The following is a 20629-nucleotide window of genomic DNA, read 5'->3' as shown; positions in this document are numbered from 1 at the left end:
AAAGCGCCCATTGTGGGCGCCATTTTACTCGCTTTCTAATCGAATGTCTTTGTTCAATTAGACTCGTTTACCCGCATGCTGCTTTTATCATCACCTTTGTTTGGGTTTTGGTCATCAGCATTATGCTCTGAGTTAAATTTCTTCCAATAATCATCAACTGACTCTTTCATTTCTTTACGTAGTAAGAAAATACCAAACAAGTTAGGTAAGGTCATCACGACGATAGCAACCGCAGCTAGCTTCCAAACTAATGTGGTATCTGCAAATGATGCCCAAAAGAAACCTGCCACATAAAATACCCGATAAGGCATGACAGAGCGACTACCAAGCAAGTAAATCATCGCACGGTCACCATAGTAAGACCAAGCAATTGCAGTTGAAAATGCAAACATAAGTAAACCAATGGAAACAATATATTGCCCACTGTCACCAAAAAAGCCTCGGGTAAACGCCTTTGTGGTCAACTCTGCTGAATGCACCAACGATTTACCACGAATACTAATGCTATTATCAACCAATCGGCCATTCTTAACTTCGACAATGCCGGTATACACATGACGCTCAGTAATGCCAAAGCTAATATCTTCACCAATTGAGCGAGAGTGAAGAATAGTAAAATCATTACTCAGGGCTTTACCTTGAGCCACCTCAATATTGCCATTGTAAAGCTCAATGTCATGTTCTTTACCACCATTTAGATATTGATAAAGAGACTCCCTTTGTTGCGCGTTACCCTCACTATATTGACCTTGAATAATAGTCATAGATGAACGCTCAAATTGCGTATCGAATTTTTCTGACCACACACCTGACGATAAAATAACGAGACCAGTGATCGTGCAAATAATAATAGTATCAATAAATGGTTCAAGAATTGATACCATACCCTCTGATACTGGCTCATCAGCTTTGGCCGATGCGTGGGCTATTGGTGCAGAGCCTTGACCAGCTTCATTTGAAAATAACCCTCTGTTAACGCCGCGGTTAAACGCATAGGCAAATGATGCCCCGAGGAATCCACCTGCCGCTGCAGAGCCAGACATTGCATTTGTAAATACTGACGCAAACGAAGGTCCAATATTTTCTATGTTGTATAGAATCACACCCAATGCACCGACGATATATACGGCAGCCATCAGTGGTACAATACGTGATGTAATTGCTGCGATGCGTTTAATACCACCTAGAATAACCAAGGCAAGTAACACCGACAACACACCACCAGTATGCCAAGGCTCAAAACCGAACGTAGCCTCCATACTCTGAGCTATGTTATTGATCTGTGGCAAACTTCCAGTACCAAACGAACTAATTACTGTGGCTATGGCAAATAAGATAGCCAACCATTTCATATTCAAGCGGCGATCCATATAATACATAGGACCACCCGCCATAGTGCCATCATCTGTTTTTACACGATATTTATGTGACAACGTCACTTCTACAAACTTGGTCGTCATACCAAAGAATGCCGTCATCCACATCCAAAATAATGCAGCTGGGCCACCAATTGAAATTGCCAACGCAACACCACCGATATTACCAGTACCTACGGTGCCTGATAGTGCTGTTGCTAATGCTTGGAAATGCGTGGTATCGCCTTCATTACCCTTTTTATCAAACTTACCAGTAACCACTTTACATGCATGTTTGAAGTATCGAACTTGCGGGAACTTGAGATAAATTGTAAAAAAGAATCCTACACCTAATAATACATACGGGAACCATGCCGATCCCCCTAAAATGCTATCTAGAAAATCTAGAAACTGTCCGAACGCATCCACGACTCACCCTCTTGTTGTTATACGTAAAAAGCAACCATATATAAGGTTGCTTTTTGCATTGTTTATTATCTTAAGTTATCTACCACACTAACGATAGCCGCTAATGTATCTTGGCCAAATTGATATGAACGTCTGTCAGACCAACCGTAATATGGATCCGGTAGATTGGCATTATCTTTAAAAGGCATTTCGATGGTAAATGCCAACACTTTAAATGCCTCGCCAACTGCACTTGAAGCAACAGTTAAATTAGCCTTCCCAGGTGCATCTTTATCATAGCCAAATTCATCTTGAAATTCAGGTGTAATAGTGAGCAATGCATTTTTAAACACCTCTTCAAGGTTTTTAATACGTGCATCGTAACTGGGAATACCTTCACCACCAGCTACAAAATTGTATGGTAGCGCTTCATCACCATGGATATCTAAGTACATATCAACACCCGTTTCATGCATTTTATTCAATACATAATAAACCTCAGGTGATTTTTCTAAACTCGGCGTTTGCCATTCTCTATTTAAATTAACACCCGCTGCATTGGTACGAAGATGCCCTCTAACACTGCCATCAGGGTTCATATTAGGTATGATGTGAAATACTGCTTTTGAGAGTAATGCAGCAGCATGAGGGTCTTCATCATCAAGTAGTTTATGCAATAACCCCTCAACAAACCACTGTGCCATAGTTTCACCGGGGTGTTGACGAGCAGTTATCCAAATATGTTTTTTATCGTCGCTGGGTTCACCTATCGTCAATAAACTAATATCTCGTCCATCTAGAGTTTCGCCTAGTGTCTCAACGTCACTAATATCGTGACTTTGAGCCCAATACACTAAATCTAGATGGCGCTCATAACTATAAGGTGTAAAATAAGCAAAGTAGGTATGCGCATACTCAGGTTCAAAATCAATAACTAATTGACCATTATCGTACTGACTCGGTACTCTGAACCAAGTTTGGCGATCATAAGATGCGACTGCATGATAGTCGTCCCACCCCTCAGGGTAAGCAGACTTGTCTAAACCATTTATATGTAACTTATGACATAAAAACGGTGTGCTTTCGAGACGAAAGTGAAACCACTGGAAAAATTCCGACTCATTGTCTTGATTAATTTCTAACTGAATATCAAGTGGCTCGCTTGAATCAAGCACCTTGATATTGCCACTGTCAAAATTACTGGAGATCTTCATTATGTACCTTAATATTTCATTCCATACTAATAAGATAGAACCACTGCGCTGTTAATCTTGTTATCTACCTGTAACGTAATAGGGTCAAGAGTAACACAGCATGATAAGTTCAAAAACCAAAAAAGCCAGCTAAAGCTGGCTTTTTGAGGCTAAAATGTATTAACGAGGTAGGCTTGGAAAAGAGACTTCTGCCATATCGCGCATTACTCGCACTACCTGACAGCTATAGCCAAACTCATTATCGTACCATACATAAAGTACAACTCTGTCACCATCAACAATAGTAGCTTGGGAATCAACTACGCCCGCATAACGACTACCTACTAGGTCAGTTGATACAATTTCTGTTGACGCCGTATAATCTATTTGGTCGCGTAACTCTGAATACAACGACGTGTCACGTAAAAACTCATTTAACTCGTCACGGTCAGTCGCATTTTCAAGGTTTAAGTTAATAATCGCCATTGACACATTAGGCGTAGGTACTCGAATAGCATTACCTGTCAACTTACCAGCAAGCTCAGGTAGAGCTTTAGCAACCGCTTTGGCTGCACCAGTTGAAGTAATAACCATATTCAATGCAGCACTACGACCACGGCGTTCAGCTTTGTGGTAGTTATCAATCAAGTTTTGGTCATTAGTATACGAATGTACTGTTTCTACATGGCCATTCTTAATACCAAACTTATCATTAATTGCTTTCAATACTGGTGTGATAGCATTGGTAGTACAGCTAGCTGCTGATACAATTTTATCTTCGTTTTTTATATCCTGGTTATTTACACCATAAACAACGTTCTTGATGTCACCTTTAGCAGGTGCGGTCAATAATACTTTAGCCGCACCGGTAGATTTAAGGTGAAGGCCAAGACCATCTTCATCTTTCCAAATACCTGTATTATCAACAATCAAAGCATTTTCAATACCATACTTTGTATAATCTACTTCATCAGGAGAGTTTGAATAAATTATTTGGATGTAATTACCATTTGCTTTGATTGCACTCTTTTCATGGTCAACAGTAATCGAACCATTAAAAGGCCCATGAATAGAGTCTCGGCGTAGTAAGCTTGCACGTTTTTCTAAATCGCCATCACGACCACCGCGAACCACAATTGCACGTAATCGTAAATCAGCGTGAGAGCCGCCACGTTCAATAAGTAAGCGCGCTAATAAACGACCAATGCGGCCAAAACCATACAACACAACGTCACGAGGTTTTTGCTCTGCATCTTTATTGAGCAACTCACTTAATTCTGCGTTTAAATATTCTTCAATAGAGCGACCTTCGCCAGCATTCTTATAAATATAGCCGTATGCTAACTTGCCCAAATCAATACGTGCTGGCGCTAAGTCCATTTTACTGATTGCTTCTAGAAATGGAAAACTTTCGCGCAAACGCAATTTACGCTCTTCAAAACGAGCAACCGTTTTGTGTGCTTTAATTACATCAATCGTGCTCGTATTTACTAATGGACGACCGTAAACAGCAATTTCTATGCCTGCGTTACGGTATAAACGGCCAATAATTGGCTGCATGTTTTCTGCGTAATCTTGGCGTTCTTGCCAGCTATTTTGATATTCTTGCTCGTGAGATAAGGTCATTTTTTCTGCCTAATAAACAATTTTTGAACGGATAGCCCACTTGGGCATCGCTATTCTAATTTAAACTGCTTTGATTCTCCACTGTTACTCATCAATTCATTGGGCTAGAATACTAATTAACAACTAACCATTAGAGGAAGTCTTATGGCATTAAGACAATCTATTGTCTTATCTGTATTGCTGTTGGCTGGGTGCGACGATACCATAACGTTAAGTCATGTTTGTAACGAAACCCCTGGTTTGTGTAGTGACTTAAATACTGATAGTCATTGTAGAGAAGAGCGTGCCAATGTCATAATCGCTCGCTATCATGAATATAAAGAGCCTACCGACAATAACAAATACCAATTACTTAAATTATTTGAAGGCTACAACAAGTGCGTATCACGTGCTGCAAAAATAGAACACATAAAGCTAAAAGAAAAAACCACTTCAAGAGTAGAAGGTCACTTAACTAGCCTCAAAGAGATGAACCGGATTTTTAACGAAACCTTAGATACTTCTCATCCAGGGCTACTGTACTATCATTGGTCTCGTAACAATAATAAAGCAGCCATGAACAAATTGCTAAATATGCAAGATCAAAAAGATGTGCGTAACGACTCTGAGCTGCAATTATTTTTAGCGACGTTTTACGCAAAAATTGATGATGATAAAACGATAAATATTCTGTACCGTGTCTTAGAGCTAAATCAAGCGGGTCAACATCCCGCTGCAGAGGTTTATGAAACATTAACCAGCATTTTTTATAAACAAGAAAAATATAAACACGCTTACACCTTCGCGAAAGTAGCAACTCTATCTGGCTACACAAATGTAGATATCATCCCCATAGAAAACCAACTTATAAGTGCGGGAAAGTCATTAGACTCTTATGATGAACTCGCACAACAAACTTATACGCAAATACAAGAAGGTATATTTGTTTCACCAAGAGAGTTTTAAAAAAAGAGCAGCTCAGTGCTGCTCTTAAAGCTTTAACTTTAAAGTCGGAAAGTTAAATTAGTTACGCCTTACTTTTCAATTCATGAGTCACTTTTGTAAGCCCCACTTCTGATATACGTGTGGTGATCTCTTTTTGTTTTGCGCTAAGTAATGAAATACCCTCAGCAACCATGTCATATACTTTCCAGCTTCCGTCATTGCTTTGTCTGAATTTAAAATGCATATCGATATCTGGACCTGAAGTTTCTTTTATAACAACTTTAACGGTTGCAAAATGACTGTCACTACTAATCGGTAATTCTTCAAATATCACTTGCTGGCCTTTGTATTGCATAAGCGCATTTGCATAAGTTGTTACAAGATAACTATCCACTGCATCAATAAACTCAACCGCATCGGCACGTTGCAACCCTTTAATATGCTTACCTAAGAGCTTAAATGAAACAAACTTGACATCAATATGTGGCATCAAGCGACTTCGGACAATATTCTTCATAACTGTAGGTTCTGCTTTACCTTCTTTATTAACCACTTTTATATCGGAAAATAACCCATCACCCACTTGATTAATCAACTGATATGGTGTGTCTGACGAAAAGCTAAATGCAGAAAAAAACAATGCAAATGCGAAGAGTAATTTATTCATAACCATAAGTCCTAAATGTTTATCTGCGTGTATGATACGCAAACATTTCATGCTGAAAAAGATGCAAAAGTGCATATATTTGATGCCTAAAAAACACCAATGAACAATTTACCAAACTCTACATCAGTCATTAGCAACCATGCTGATCCAAGAGCTTAAATATTGATAGGGTGTAGTATATCTGCAGCCGTGAGCTAGAAGTGTTAGGATTTGTAAGGAATATAATGAAAGTGTTTGCAAACAAAGTTGTGGCCACAATTATCTGTTTAAACGTGACCACTAATAAGACAAGTGATTAGTCTGCACTTACCTCTATACTTTGGTAAGTAAAATGGCTCGAGCCTATTCTTGTCTTTAAAGCATTCGTGATAGCATCAGCATCAAAATTGATTTGCTCGTGAAATGGCATTCTCAACAAATCACTCTCTAGGTTTTCTATAAGTATATTTCCTAAAAACGACATCCTTTGTTGAGCACACATACTTTTCGCCAGCCAAGCGCCAGGTAAAGAAACAATGCCTATATTGGGTGCCTTTTTAAACAATAAAGCATCATCTAATTGAGAGAGACCCGAGATACAACTAATCCGCCCGCAAAACTGCAATAATGATATGAGCTCGTTGGTATGCTCGCCAGTGCAATCAATCACACCTTGTACGCCATCATAACCATATTTTCGCTGTATCTGTGCAGCAAGGTCTTGTTCATCTTGTGAGAACAAAACATCAGCGCCAAGTTCTTTTACCAACTCCAGCTGATCATCCGGACAATTTGTAAAAACCATCAGCCCCTGCTGTTTAGCGAATTGAATCGCCAGTTGACCTGTACAAGAGTGTCCTGACTCTATAAATACAGAATCACCTTCATTTAACTGTAATTTAAACAACGCTATTAAAGCAGTCATACCTGGTGTTGGCAAACACGCTGCTTTGGCCAAGTCAACACCCTCTGGTAATGCAGTCAATGCATAATTTGCAACACAAGCATATTCACTCATTACACCTGCAGTACTAATATCATTATGCCACATAACTTTAGTGCCTACTTGAGGATGTATTCCCTTTGGCGCATCTACAACCGTTCCTACTGCATCAAAACCAAAGATTCGAGGATATTGCCAACATGGTGTACCAATTTGAACAAATTTCTCATCAAGCGCCCCCAAACCCACATACTGTACTTTTACAAGTACTTGCTGTTCTGCCATTTTAGGAACTGAGACCTGCGCTTGCTCTAGGTTAAAATTTTGCCCAACTTTATTCAATAATATCGCTTTCATATTTTTGGGTATCGTCGTTGTCACGCTATCCTCTATATTCAATTATTAGGTACGTTTAGCTATGCTAAATGCTGCTCTAACCTCTTTGTTTAACAATTAGAGCATTCATTGTCACATAGCTCAACTAGAAGTTTTATCATTGCCTGCATTGGCATGCTTTTGCTGATTTTTACCATTCACCAACATATAAAATACCGGCGTAAATAATAAACCAAACAGTGTCACACCAAGCATACCAAAAAATACTGCTATGCCCATCGCATGGCGCATCTCTGCCCCTGCCCCCGATGCTAATACCAACGGTACTACACCCGCCGTAAATGAGATAGAAGTCATCAGAATTGGCCTTAAGCGTAACCGACACGCAGTCATGATAGCGTCAAACGCAGACTGCCCTTCTTCTGTTTGCTCTTTGGCAAATTCCACCATTAAAATCGCATTTTTACAGGCAAGGGCCACAAGCACTATCAATGCAATTTGGGTGAAAATATTATTATCTCCGCCTACCCACCACACCCCTAGTAACGCTGAAAATATAGTCATTGGTACAATCAAGATGATTGCCAGCGGCAATCGTAAGCTCTCGTACTGCGCTGCCAACACCATAAATACAAGTAATACGACCAGCGGAAAGATATACATCATAGTATTTCCAGCTAGAATTTGCTGGTAAGTGACATCAGTCCATTCATAAGCCATACCACCAGATAACTGCTGAGCCAAAATTGCTTCTATCGCTTGTTGCGCTTGATCTGAGCTATACCCCGGTGCAGGGCTACCGTTTAACTCAGCGCTTGGATAGCCATTATAATGCATAACTCTATCTGGCCCAGTAGTGGGCGTTGCAGTTAACACTGACCCTAATGGCACCATATCACCACGCACATTACGTACCTTCAGTGCCAAAATCTGCTGGGGGTCTAAGCGGCTTTGTGCCTGAGCTTGCGCTGTCACCTGATAAGTACGACCAAACAAATTAAAATCGTTCACGTACAAAGAGCCCATATAAACTTGAAGTGCATTAAATACTTCAGATAAGGGAATGCCTTGCAGCAACGCTTGCTCTCTGTCTATATCAATATCCATTTGTGGTACTTGGATTCTAAAACTTGAAAATATACCTGTCAGTGCTGGGTCTTTTCGTGCCTCATTAGTTACTTTTTGCAATGCCTCAAACAATGCTTCAAACCCTTTATTTCCTCGGTCTTCAATTTGCAGCTTAAAACCACCTGTAGTACCTAGCCCTTGAATTGGCGGTGGTGGAAAAACCGCAACAAATGCTTCATCAATTGCAGTAAAGCGCTTATTGAGCTCATCGGCAATCGCCATAGCTGACAAGCTTGGGTCATCTCGACTGGCAAAATCTTCTAATGGTGTAAATACAATCGCCGAATTAGGGCTATTCGTAAACCCATTAACTGATAGGCCTGGGAATGAAACCGTATTGGCAACGCCCGGAACTTGAAGTGCTATCTTTTCCATTTCTCTCGTAACAGCTTCAGTTCTATCAAGACTTGCGGCATCTGGTAGCTGTGCAATAGCGACTAGGTACTGCTTATCTTGAGCAGGAATAAAACCACCTGGTACTACATCAAACAATTTAACCGTTGAGCCGACCAACACAAGATACAACACGGCAACAACTGTAGAGAGTCGAATGAGTTTTTTAACTAATTTCTCATACCCTTCACCGCTTTTTTCAAAAAACCGATTAAACGGCTTGAACAACCAACGACCAAATAGCTTATCAAGCAAAACCGTGAGTTTATCTGGCGCACTGTTATGAGGTTTAAGTAACAATGCAGATAATGCAGGCGATAGCGTCAATGAGTTAATCGCAGAAATAATCGTTGATATTGTTATTGTTAGAGCAAACTGTTTATAAAATTGACCCGACAGTCCTGTGATAAAAGCGGTCGGAATGAATACTGCACACAGTACTAAAGCGATTGCAATAATAGGGCCTGTTACTTCATTCATCGCCAATTTAGTGGCCTCTACAGGGCTTAGACCATTGGCAATATTACGTTCAACATTTTCAACGACAACTATCGCATCATCCACCACAATACCGATGGCCAACACTAGACCAAATAAAGACAACGTATTAATAGATACACCCAACCATTGCATTACAGCGAAAGTCCCCACTAAAGATACAGGTACAGCAATCAATGGAATGATAGACGCACGCCATGTTTGTAAAAACAAGATAACCACAAGTACGACCAATACAATGGCTTCTAACAGCGTTTTTATTACAGCATCAATTGACCCGCGCACAAACACCGTGGGGTCGTAGACAATGTCATACTCAACACCATCAGGGAACGACTCACTTAATCGTGCCATAGTTGCACGTACTTGATCTGAAAGTTCAATCGCATTTGAACCTGGACGCTGAAAAATCGGCATCGCTAAAGCTGGTTGCCCGTTTAAAAGCGCTCTTAATGCATACTGGTCTTGCCCAAGCTCAATGCGGGCAACATCTTTAAGGCGTGTAATTGCACCTTGTTCTCCAACTTTGATCACCACTTGCTCAAATTCTTCAATACTGCTCAAACGCCCTCGAACATTTAAAAGAACTTGAAATTGTGACTCATTAGCTGCTGGTTGTGCACCTAAACTACCTGCAGCAACTTGCTGATTTTGCTCTCTGAGTGCACTTACTACATCCATTGCTGTCAGTTGGTTTGATGCTAGAGCATCAGGGTTAAGCCATACACGCATGGCATATTTTCCACCACCAAATAGCTGAACATCACCCACTCCACTCAAGCGCGCAATTTCATCTTTCACATATAAGTCAGCGTAGTTAGATAAATAAGCCGTATCATGGCTGTTTTCTGGTGAGTATAAATGAACTACCATCGTTAAATCAGGCGATGCCTTTTCAGCAACGACACCCAAGCGCTGGACCTCTTGGGGCAAGCGAGGCAGTGCACTATTAACTCTATTTTGAACCTGAACTTGTGCACGGTCTAAGTCTGTACCGAGCGCAAATGTTACAGTTAAAGTCATACGGCCATCGCTAGTCGCTTGTGAAAACATATAAAGCATGTTCTCTGTACCATTGATTTCCTGCTCAAGTGGGGTTGCAACCGTTTGTGCAATCACTTTTGGATTAGCACCAGGATAACTTGCAGAAACGACTACTGTGGGTGGCACCACCTCTGGATATTCACTGACTGGTAACTGAAATAAGCTCAAAGCACCAGCAATAAAGATGATTAACGACAACATAGCCGCAAATATTGGCCTATGAATAAAAAAGTGAGAAAACGACATTGATTATTCTCCGCGCTTAGCAACCAACAAAGCCTTTACAGCTTGCTTGGTCATGACCAATGATGCATGTTCAGGTTCAATTTCAACTAGTTGAGGTGCAACTGGCATGCCAGGGCCCACTCTTGCCGGGCCATTAACAGCTATTTTATCACCTGCTTGAAGACCCTGAGTTATCGCTCTCATTTGACCATAACGATCCCCTAAAGTGACAGGCCGATATTGCAAAACATTTTGTTCATCAGTCACTAATACAAAACGATTTTTAAGATCAGTGCCGATTGCTTTTTCAGGTACTAATACATGTTGCTTCACATCATCAGCGGCAACACGAATTCGCGCAAATGCACCTGGTTTGAGTTGATCTGTGGCTCTAAAGAGTGCTCTAACACGCAGTGTACCTGTTTCAATATCAATGCGGTTATCTACAAAGTCGATGACTCCGCCGTGGTTAAAACCTTGTTCGCCAAGCATTTGCATTACCACTTGCGTTGTCTTATCACCTTTTAACTGGTTAAATTGTTGATGCCATGTGCGTTCATTAATATCGAAGTATGCATACACGTAATCATCAGAAACAAGGTGTGTGAGTAAGCTGACTCCTGCTTGAACCGTATTTCCTTTGGTAAGCTCTGCGCGAGATACAACACCATTTATCGGTGCTTTTACTTTGCTATAAGCTAAGTCCAACTCAGCAGCATCTAATTTCGCCTTAGTTGCTTGTACATTTGCCTTGTGTTGAGCAAGTAGAGAGCGGCGATGCTCAACTTCCTCTTGCGAAATTGACTTACTAGCCAGTAAACGATCAGCACGTTTCAAATCATTTTTTGCTTGTGATAATTGCGCTTTAGCACTAGCTAGTTGTGCTTTTAATTCTGCAACTTTAACCATGAAAGGACGCTCATCAAGAGTAAACAACACATCGCCTTTGTTAATTTGCTGCCCTTCTTCAAAGTTTACTTGTGCAATATTGCCTGAAACCCGAGGTTTCAGCTGCACAAACTCCATCGCTTCTAAACGGCTAGTATAAGTAAACCAAGTTTGAACTGGGTATTCTTTAACAGCAGCCACATCAATAGGCTGTTTAAAGGCTTGCACTTGTTGAGCAGGCGCATCCGCATGTGACTCACTACATCCTGTTAAATAAGCCAAGCATCCTAAGATAGCTATCGTCACTAATGATTTTTTCATGGTTTTATCTCCTCTTCCTATGTGATGCTCAGTATATAGAATGGACAAAAGCCAAAAAAGCATCGATTTTTAATTTATTTAGTGCCAAAATAGCACCAATATAAATTATTGGCAGAAAACCATGGATACAAGTACGCGTTTATTAATTTTTTTAGATGTTATTGAACGAGGGTCTTTTGCAAAAGCAGCGCAACATCGTAATATTGATCGCTCTGTTATTTCCAAACAAATCAGTAAATTAGAAGAGGAATTAAGCGTTAGGTTACTCAACCGAACAACTCGTTCCTTCTCATTAACAGCCGCTGGCGCTGAGATGGTAAAAAAAGCACAGCAACTGCGCAAACTCCTCAGCGAAACACACCTACTTGCAGAAAACTACCATACCGAACCCAAAGGCCTACTTAGGATCACAAGTTCAACCATCATTGGAAGAAGGTACGTACAGCCTGTGATCAATGAATTTCAAAAACGTTTTCCTCAAGTTGAAATTGAGTTGCGATTAGAGGATAGACTTGTCGATATCGTTGGCGAAGGCTACGATTTAGCATTTCGTGTCGGTGAACCTAAAGACTCATCGCTGATTGCTCGTAAAATAGCTCGAAATAGGTTAATCATATTAGCTACCTCACAATTTATTAGTACCTTTGGTGAACCAAAGTCTATGGCAGATTTAAGTACTTTACCTGCAGCTTCGTATGCGAGTGAGGGCTTGAGGTTTACTGGAATTAGTTACCTAAACGATAACAACGAGCTCAGTGAGGTACCAATAAAAAGTATTTATCGTAGCAATGATGGTGAATTATTAATAACGAAGGTACTCTCTGATACCGCCTTCTGTACAGTTCCTGCATTTTTAGTTGACCAAGAAATCATTAATGGACTGCTCACGCCATTAATGACGCATGTTACGCTCATCGATTATGCTGCACTTTATGCCGTATACCCACACCGAGATCTACCTGTCAGGACCCGATTATTTTTTGATGCCATGCGTGAATACATTGGCAAAGATGTACCAATTTGGGAAAAGAACATCCCTAACTTTGATAGTTTATACGGCTTTAAGCCCGACATAAAGTTACCACTTTTTTAAACAACAAAGGATCTTTTGGTACAAGCTTTTATGAGACTTCTTGTGATTAGATTGATGAAATTTATTAACTCTTTCTCTGCGCTCAGCCGCGGCATTTGCAACTTGAGTAAAGCGCTGACGTTGAGATTCAGTTAAATTTGGGATTGACTTTAATTTGCTACCTGAGATAGACGGTGTTGATTTTACAGAGCTACACATTCTTCTAAATCCTAATATATGGCTATCATAAATATAGACCATTCAAGTTCATAAAATATTTCACTCATATTTACGTAAAGCACTTTTGACTAAACTATTTGAACTAATCCATTTTATACACTCATTCAATGGTAACGCTTCGCTAATATTAAACCCTTGCAAATAATCACAATTTAAATCGCGCAAAAAATCAACAACTCGATCATCATTAACCCCTACCGCAGTCACACCACAGCGCAATCGTTTCGCTATGAACATCGCAGCTTCTACAATGATTTGTGACTTTTCATCATATAAACAGGACTCAATAAAAGAAGGGTCAACTTTAATTTGAGAAACAGGTAAGTCTCTCAATACTTTAAACGAAGAACAGCCACTACCAAAATCATCAACGCACACCGCAAACCCCATATCAATTAATACATCAATTAATGCATGAGATTGCTGGATATCACTTACCATCATTGTTTCTGTCAATTCAAACATTACATGTTTTGCATTCACTTTGCTGTGAGTTAATAAACTGGCTAGAAGTTTTAGCAGCTCATTATTTAAAAAGTCATGACTTGATAAGTTAATGTGTACCACTAGATTATTATCACATTCGAGTAATTTGGGAAGATCAACAAATACTTGCTTAATAACAAACAAACTTAGTTGCCTAATTAAATTACTGCTTTCTGCTATATGAACAAAATCCTCAGGCATTATCATTTTACCGTTAGCCTGCGGCCAACGGCACAATGCCTCCACGGCATGTACCTCTGCCGACTTTGCACATATAATAGGTTGATAAAATACTTTTATTGTTTGTTGTGTAAAAGCCTCTTTTAAACTAACTGAGATTAAAAAGTCATGCTCGTTTTGTACATGGAGTGCCTCGTCAAATATAACCAATGACTGTTTTGAATGCTTTGCTTTGTACATAGCAATATCAGCGCCTTTGAGTAGCTCAACACTGTCGTGCCGTTTTTGACCATTGTAAATACTAGCACCGGCACTATATTGCACATCAACAGACATTCCCTCAATTTGCAAAGGCTCCTCAAGGGCGTTTAACAATGCATTGTTTTGCTCATAAATTGACGTTTCAGTTGTGTCATCAATTAATAAAACAAACTCATCTCCTCCAATGCGAAATAATTCATTTTTTGGTAACAACGCCACTTTTAAGCGTTCAGATAACGCCAGTAAGACTTTATCACCAAAAAGATGCCCTACCGAATCATTGATTTTTTTAAAATTGTTAAGATCAATTAACATAACTGCAAAGCACTTTTTATGAACGATTCTTTCTTCTATCGTATTGATACAATGTTCACGGTTATTAAGTTTGGTAAGAAAGTCAGTTTGAGCATGAAAGCGTTCATATTCTACCAACTTATTAAGGGATTCAAGACTTTGCCGTGCAAGGTAGTTAACTAATACAACAAAAATAGAGCCAAAAAAAAGAATACTCGCCAAGCCAATATTAAGAAAGTCAACGTGTGTTTGCTCAAATAAATAAACTGAAAAAGTACTATAGCCAAGAATAAAAAATACGATTAAGCCGAACAGAACACGCCACCCAAGGTGAATTGATATTTGACAAATTTTATGGGCTAAAAAAAGTGAGGTGCATAGCCCAATAATACCGCCAAAAACCAGAACAAATGCTAAGGATTCCACATATTTTCACCATTATTGATGCAATGAATGAAAGTATAGTGGAAAATTTGACAATCGGTTGTTTTAGCTTGCGCGTGAATTATTCATACTAGTTGGTTTAACATTTCATTTGCTCTGAGCTAAGGTGTCAGCATAACAAAGTAAATTTGCACGCCATATAGAGAGTCGATTACCGATAAGATAAAAAGGCAGAACAACTATTCGAATCTTCGTTTAGTGAAAAGTGAAGGGCTAGCTTTTAGCACCCTTTTAAAAAGGCAGTGCTAGCTGTTAGCGTTATAAACTAAAGTAACTTTTAAAACCTGCGAGCGTATTGGTTGTGGCGACTGCCGCAAGGATCAACCCCATAACTTTACTAATAACAATGGCACCTGCATTACCGATTAAGTTATGAATTTTGCTCGCCATCAGCATTAAAAATATAGCAAGTATCACAACAACTATCATTACACCTGATATTTGCACTTGCTGCCACAAGCTTACCCGTGCATTCTCTGTCATCAGCACGGCAGCCAACATAGCACCAGGGCCTGCGATAGAAGGTACTGCTAGTGGAAAGATAGCCGTCTCGTGATATTTGTTGACCAAACGGACCTCTTCTTCTGGCTTACTTTCTCCAAAGATCATTGATAAAGCGAATAAAAATAATACGATACCCCCTGCAATTTGAAATGCTGGAAGCGGAATGGCCATCGCTTTTAAAATTAACTCTCCCGCCACAACAAAAAACAATAAAATCAGCGTTGCGGCTAAACCAGAGATAAGCGCTATTCTTCTTTTTGCTTTTGCATCATACCCTCGTGTTGCAGCAATAAAGACGGGGACAGTGCCAATTGGGTCAATAACGGCAAAGAACACGATAAACACAGCCAAAAAATCTATCATTCGTTCAAAAACCTCACTATTTTAAGCACATACCATATTCATATTCTCACTGCTTGAAAGTAGTTAACTAAGCAGCATCTTGGCGGTATATTCGCATGTAAAGATTAGCTACGCTATTGTTATTTCATTTGTCATATTGAACATGAATGCGTTTGGCTATCCTTTGTCCAGTTCAAGAAAACCTGCTTGAACAATGCACTGGATATAACATTGGAAAGACGGAGTAGAAACATGCATATAAACACAGCCTTACCTCACTGAGTCAAAATGCAAAAGTAGCCTTCATTAATTAATTTATAACAAGCTCTCACAGCCAGCTTCTATCGCGTAAAAACGCATTTGATGTGAGAGCCCTATAAAGGTAAGAAAAACCCTTAATATCTTAACTAAATAAAAATCAAATTAATCATGCAGATTTAAGAATCGCGTATAATTGATCTTTTAAATGTAAACGTTGCTTTTTCAAAGAGTCTAGGTACTCATCGGAGGTATTTTCCACCCCTTCTTCAATACGAATAACTTCGTGATCGAGATTATGATAATCATCAAACAAACGTGCGAAATGGCGGTCTTTCATTTTTAATTCATGAATTTTATCTTTAAATTCTGGTAATTCTTTTGCAAGACTGTGGCGTTCAATATGCATTGCTTCATTCCTATTGTATGTATGTGTGTAAGTAGGAGTCTTTACATTACGCCTCAAGTCATACTAAAACTTTGATCTAACACAATCTTATCGCCATATTCAATACAAAAAAGCCTTACAAAAAAGTAAGGCTTTGGGCAAGTATAAGAATTAAAATCGATAACCTAATCAGTCATCAACTAGATGCTTTGCAGTTGATTCACGCGTAATAAGCTTAGCTTCTAACGTCGCTTGATATACTGATGTTTGTTCATCACTTATCTGGAGAATTAGTTGCTCCACAGCCTGTCTGGTCATCTCTTCAACTGGTTGTGCTATGGTGGTTAAACCCGGCCAAATATGGCGAGCAATCGGCGCATTATCAAACCCAGCAATAGAAATATCTTTGGGTACTTGCAGCTGGCGTTGTGTTGCTAGTTTCAATACCGCAGCAGCCATATAATCGTTAGAGGCAAACACGGCACTAGGTGTAGGTTGCAAGTCCAATATCTCCTTCGCGCTGTCCGCCCCTGAATGATAACTAAAGTTACCCTCAGCAACCAGTTCGCTGTCAAATTCGATATTATGCACAGTAAGCGCTCTTTGATAACCACTAAAGCGCTGCTCAGTGGCACTGTGATCTGGGTGACCTTTGATAAACGCAATACTTGTGTGGCCTAGCTTAATCAAGTGCTCTGTTATCTCAAAAGCGCCTTGCTCATCGTTGCTCCGTACAGAGATAGAATCTTTGTCTTCAATAGCAGATGCAACCCGAGCAAAATGAATTTTCTTTCTCTTTAAAAATGCAATTAGCTCTTGTGAATCAGAAAATGGCGGCGTCAATACCATGCCGTCCAATCGAGAGGTGGTGAGCAAATGCTCAATATTCTCAATTAACGCTTCACCGCGTAATTCACATGGGTGAATAAGTAAGTTGTAATTATGCTTATGGCACGCTTCCAACGCCCCGCTTTGTACACGAGTGATGTAACTTTTACTGGGGTTATCATATAAGCAACCAATAATAAAGCTTCTGTTTCTAGCTAGACCACGTGCTATTGGATTTGGCGTATAGTCTAGCTCTTTAAATACTTTTAAAACTTTTTCACGCGTTGCTGGACTCACATTTGGCTCATTATTTAGCACTCGTGATACCGTTTTTTTAGATACGCCAGCATAAGTTGCAACGCTATTAATGGTTACTTTTTTCATGCAATTATTCCAAACCTCTGATTAAGTGCGGCGTTCATGCAAACACGCTGCGGCACCAATTAAAGGAATATTGTCTTGTACAACCAAAGTGACTGGTATCTGCCCCACATATTGAGACATTAAGCCTTTTTCAGTAAACCTTTCAATAAAGCGACTAGATGATAGCCGCTCTGTCATGCGAGGCAAAATTCCACCGCCAATGTACACGCCGCCCAAAGCACCAAACGTAAGTGCTAAATCGCCAGCTACGCTACCCATCCAGTCACAAAAATGTGTCAGCGTAGCATCGCACACCTCACATTCAGCAGCCAATTGACTAATTTGCTCTGCGTTTAAATCCATCGGTGTATGGCCCTTAACCTCTGCCATAGCACGATACAAACGTGCAATCCCTGGGCCTGAAAATACACTTTCTATCGAAACATGCTGCAAATTAGCACGTAATGCATGTAGCAACTGCCTGTCTAACGCTGTTACAGGAGCAAGATTTATATGACCCGCTTCACAACTCATCACCGCACTGCCGTTAATATCACGCGCCAAACATGCTGCACCAAATCCAGTACCAGGACCCATAACCGCAATATTCGCATCGGGTTCTGGCTGCCCCGATTTTATCATTAAATTTTGCTCAGCATCTAAATAAGGCGCTGCGTAAGCAAACGCAGCAAAATCATTAATCACTGCCAGTTCATCAAAACGCATTTGCTTTTTAAGCTCAGCAATACCGAAATGCCAGCCTAAATTAGTTAAATATACTTGCTGAGATTTTATTGGCCCAGCCACGGCAAGGCTAGCTCTTGTCGGCTTGATAATTGGGAGCTGTTCAATATAGCGGTTTAAGGCACTTTCAAATGATTGAAATTCAGCGCTTGGATAAGTTGTTTGATATTGTATTTCAAATTGATAAGTTTGTTGACAATAATGTGTAACAACCGCAAATCGTGCGTTCGTTCCACCAATATCAGCAACTACAATCGGCTCAAAGTCTTGCTGTTGGTAACTTGTTGTCTGGGTCATGTTGTTTTCTCTTTTGCCATTGCGCGAGATCTGCGCTTATTTTTATGCACTAAGCTTGATGTGCCAATGCAATTATTTCTATTGGTCATTCAGTTAATTTTGCACGCTAACTGACGTAAAAAATGCTGCCCACACACGTTGAGCAGCCAATACGTTTTGACAACAAAATGATAAAACAACCACATTATGACACCGGTGTCAGAATGTGGCAATAAAAAATTAATGTTTCTGTGGAAATTGGTTGAAAAATTTATTCAAATCCTGACAATGGTTGAGATAACTTCACACGAGTATAAAAATGAAACATAAAGGTAAAGCGACGTCTTTTGATATCGCCCATTATGCAGGTGTATCACAGTCTACAGTATCTCGTGCTTTGAGAAACAGTCCTTTAGTTAATGAAGAAACTCGTCGAAAAGTCCACGAAATGGCAGCCAAGTTAAATTATAAAGTTGATAAGAATGCCAGTAACTTACGCACGCAACAAAGCAGCACACTGGCACTTTTACTATTTGAAGACCCAACCACCGATGAGTCACAAATCAACCCTTTTTTCTTGAGCATGTTAGGCAGTATCACTCGTGCATGCTCAAAAGAAGGCTACGACTTGCTGGTTTCATTCCAATCTAGTAGCCAAGATTGGCGTGCGGATTATGAAGATAGCCACCGAGCGGATGGTATTATATTGCTTGGCTATGGAGACTATTTAGACTATCAATCACGCCTTCAACAGTTATTAGATCAAGATACTAAGTTTGTGTGCTGGGGCGCAAAAGTGGATGGCCGCGAAGATCTCAGCGTCAGTTGCGACAATTATGGTGGAGGTCAACTCGCAGCTAAATACTTGATTGAACACAAACGCACGGACTGCGCATTTATTGGAGATGCATCAGAGCATAGCCCTGAGTTTTTTGCCCGCTATGAGGGCTTTAAAAACACTTTCGAGCAACATAATATAACCCTCAGCGAACGTAAAATAGCCAATGCAATTTCTACCGAAGACTCTGGCTACCATGCAACCAAATCTTTAATTGCCAATAATATCTCTTTTAACGCACTATTTGCAGCAAGTGATTTAATTGCAATCGGTGCGATTCGAGCATTACAAGAGGCAGGCATTTTAGTTCCTAACGATGTACGAGTTGTTGGCTTTGATAATATACCGGCAGCCAGTTATGTATCACCATCCCTAACAACCATTGAGCAAAATACAACCCTTGCAGGGCAAATGTTGGTGTCAAATTTATTGAATCTCATCAAAGGTGAGAAAGTTGAGTGTACTCTATTACCACCCAATTTAATTGTAAGAAATACATAATAAACAGAGGTAACTTTAGCCCATATTTGTTCATCTATATGACAATTAATAGCGATAAAGCGCGACTTTAATTTGCAAGCCGCGCGCTTTTTATACCAATCGGCTTAATTAAGTGATCTCTCTTTAGAAAGTAAAACTGTATCGATAACAACGCTCTGGCATCTTGCTATCACCGAGGTACTAACATCCCTATAAACAAAAAAATTCGCTATTTGGTTGCTCCAAATGCGCAATTTTTAACTCAGCTAGTACCAGATTTAGTTCAAGTTTTGCTCTAAGAATACTGACTTTTCAATCTGTTCAAAAATAGAACTGTAATACTCAGGTGCAACTATCATTTCTGACTCTAAAATTTCTCCATTACTATTCATTTTTTTCGCTACAGCATTAATACGAACATTTGTAGCCCATGAATTTGAGTTACGTTTGCAGAGACATCTATCTGTAAAGCATCTTCCAAATTGTTGTCTCCAAAAACCCAATTAAGTCCGAACGTAAAATAAGTAGCAAGCGCCTTAGTTAGTACTTCACCTTTATTTAGCTTCGTCGTAGTGTAACTAGCGAGTACTATGCCAGCATCAGAGTCTGACGCCTTTAACGAAAACTCTCTATCTAATAGTGCATTGATCAATGCCTTATATACAACCAACTAAGTGGTACTTTCATACTCTTTTGTTTGCAT

The 20629-nt window shown here is 39.8% G+C and carries 16 protein-coding genes; 3 read left to right on the top strand and 13 right to left on the bottom strand.

What is annotated here, in order from left to right; translation table 11 throughout:
* Nucleotides 1–53: 53 nt before the first annotated feature.
* The 3 genes from OCI93_RS04270 to OCI93_RS04260 form a co-directional block, all read right to left on the bottom strand.
* Complete coding sequence (locus OCI93_RS04270; RefSeq protein ID WP_261592821.1) at nucleotides 54–1784, bottom strand: alanine/glycine:cation symporter family protein; 1731 nt, start codon at nucleotides 1782–1784, stop codon at nucleotides 54–56.
* Nucleotides 1785–1849: 65 nt separating this feature from the next.
* Nucleotides 1850–2977 (bottom strand): M14 family metallopeptidase, encoded by a 1128-nt coding sequence (locus OCI93_RS04265; RefSeq protein ID WP_261592820.1) that lies wholly within the window; start codon nucleotides 2975–2977, stop codon nucleotides 1850–1852.
* Nucleotides 2978–3136: 159 nt separating this feature from the next.
* Nucleotides 3137–4582 (bottom strand): glyceraldehyde-3-phosphate dehydrogenase, encoded by a 1446-nt coding sequence (locus OCI93_RS04260; RefSeq protein WP_261625832.1) that lies wholly within the window; start codon nucleotides 4580–4582, stop codon nucleotides 3137–3139.
* A 144-nt stretch (nucleotides 4583–4726) separates the two neighbouring features.
* Here OCI93_RS04260 and OCI93_RS04255 point away from each other — a divergent pair, with 144 nt between their 5' ends.
* Nucleotides 4727–5527, top strand: coding sequence for a DUF2989 domain-containing protein (locus tag OCI93_RS04255; RefSeq protein WP_261592818.1), 801 nt, complete (start codon nucleotides 4727–4729; stop codon nucleotides 5525–5527).
* 61 nt (nucleotides 5528–5588) lie between these two features.
* Here OCI93_RS04255 and OCI93_RS04250 read toward each other — a convergent pair whose 3' ends face one another.
* The 4 genes from OCI93_RS04250 to OCI93_RS04235 all read right to left on the bottom strand — a co-directional run bounded on the left by OCI93_RS04250 (nucleotide 5589) and on the right by OCI93_RS04235 (nucleotide 11928).
* Entirely contained in the window at nucleotides 5589–6173 is a 585-nt protein-coding gene (locus OCI93_RS04250; protein ID WP_261592817.1) for an MlaC/ttg2D family ABC transporter substrate-binding protein, read from the bottom strand.
* Nucleotides 6174–6468: 295 nt separating this feature from the next.
* Entirely contained in the window at nucleotides 6469–7476 is a 1008-nt protein-coding gene (locus OCI93_RS04245; RefSeq protein ID WP_261592816.1) for a zinc-binding dehydrogenase, read from the bottom strand.
* Nucleotides 7477–7572: 96 nt separating this feature from the next.
* Nucleotides 7573–10740, bottom strand: a complete 3168-nt coding sequence (locus tag OCI93_RS04240; RefSeq protein ID WP_261592815.1) for an efflux RND transporter permease subunit — start codon at nucleotides 10738–10740, stop codon at nucleotides 7573–7575.
* Between the two features lie 3 nt (nucleotides 10741–10743).
* Entirely contained in the window at nucleotides 10744–11928 is a 1185-nt protein-coding gene (locus OCI93_RS04235) for an efflux RND transporter periplasmic adaptor subunit (protein ID WP_261592814.1), read from the bottom strand.
* Between the two features lie 121 nt (nucleotides 11929–12049).
* On the opposite strand from OCI93_RS04235, the gene OCI93_RS04230 reads away from it, so the two are divergent.
* Entirely contained in the window at nucleotides 12050–13021 is a 972-nt protein-coding gene (locus OCI93_RS04230) for a LysR family transcriptional regulator (protein WP_261625831.1), read from the top strand.
* Between the two features lie 258 nt (nucleotides 13022–13279).
* Here the strand turns inward: OCI93_RS04230 and OCI93_RS04225 are convergent, their stop codons facing one another.
* The 5 genes from OCI93_RS04225 to glk all read right to left on the bottom strand — a co-directional run bounded on the left by OCI93_RS04225 (nucleotide 13280) and on the right by glk (nucleotide 18629).
* Nucleotides 13280–14887 (bottom strand): putative bifunctional diguanylate cyclase/phosphodiesterase, encoded by a 1608-nt coding sequence (locus OCI93_RS04225; protein WP_261592812.1) that lies wholly within the window; start codon nucleotides 14885–14887, stop codon nucleotides 13280–13282.
* Between the two features lie 276 nt (nucleotides 14888–15163).
* Nucleotides 15164–15772, bottom strand: coding sequence for a MarC family protein (locus OCI93_RS04220; protein WP_261592811.1), 609 nt, complete (start codon nucleotides 15770–15772; stop codon nucleotides 15164–15166).
* Nucleotides 15773–16178: 406 nt separating this feature from the next.
* Nucleotides 16179–16418: a YdcH family protein gene (locus OCI93_RS04215; protein ID WP_261592810.1), complete on the bottom strand. Its 240-nt coding sequence runs from the start codon at nucleotides 16416–16418 to the stop codon at nucleotides 16179–16181.
* A 168-nt stretch (nucleotides 16419–16586) separates the two neighbouring features.
* On the bottom strand, nucleotides 16587–17609 hold the full coding sequence (locus tag OCI93_RS04210; protein WP_261592809.1) for a LacI family DNA-binding transcriptional regulator: 1023 nt from the start codon (nucleotides 17607–17609) through the stop codon (nucleotides 16587–16589).
* 21 nt (nucleotides 17610–17630) lie between these two features.
* Nucleotides 17631–18629 (bottom strand): glucokinase, encoded by a 999-nt coding sequence (glk, locus tag OCI93_RS04205; protein WP_261592808.1) that lies wholly within the window; start codon nucleotides 18627–18629, stop codon nucleotides 17631–17633.
* Nucleotides 18630–18927: 298 nt separating this feature from the next.
* On the opposite strand from glk, the gene OCI93_RS04200 reads away from it, so the two are divergent.
* The gene (locus OCI93_RS04200) at nucleotides 18928–19947 is read left to right on the top strand and encodes a LacI family DNA-binding transcriptional regulator (RefSeq protein ID WP_261592807.1); all 1020 of its coding nucleotides are present in this window, start codon (nucleotides 18928–18930) and stop codon (nucleotides 19945–19947) included.
* 379 nt (nucleotides 19948–20326) lie between these two features.
* On the opposite strand, the gene OCI93_RS04195 is transcribed toward OCI93_RS04200, so the two are convergent.
* Nucleotides 20327–20596, bottom strand: coding sequence for a hypothetical protein (locus OCI93_RS04195; RefSeq protein WP_261625830.1), 270 nt, complete (start codon nucleotides 20594–20596; stop codon nucleotides 20327–20329).
* Nucleotides 20597–20629 lie beyond the last annotated feature (33 nt).

The sequence above is a fragment of the Pseudoalteromonas holothuriae genome (assembly GCF_945859825.1).
Classification (GTDB): domain Bacteria; phylum Pseudomonadota; class Gammaproteobacteria; order Enterobacterales; family Alteromonadaceae; genus Pseudoalteromonas; species Pseudoalteromonas holothuriae.
This window is presented reverse-complemented; position numbering and strand designations above follow the sequence as displayed.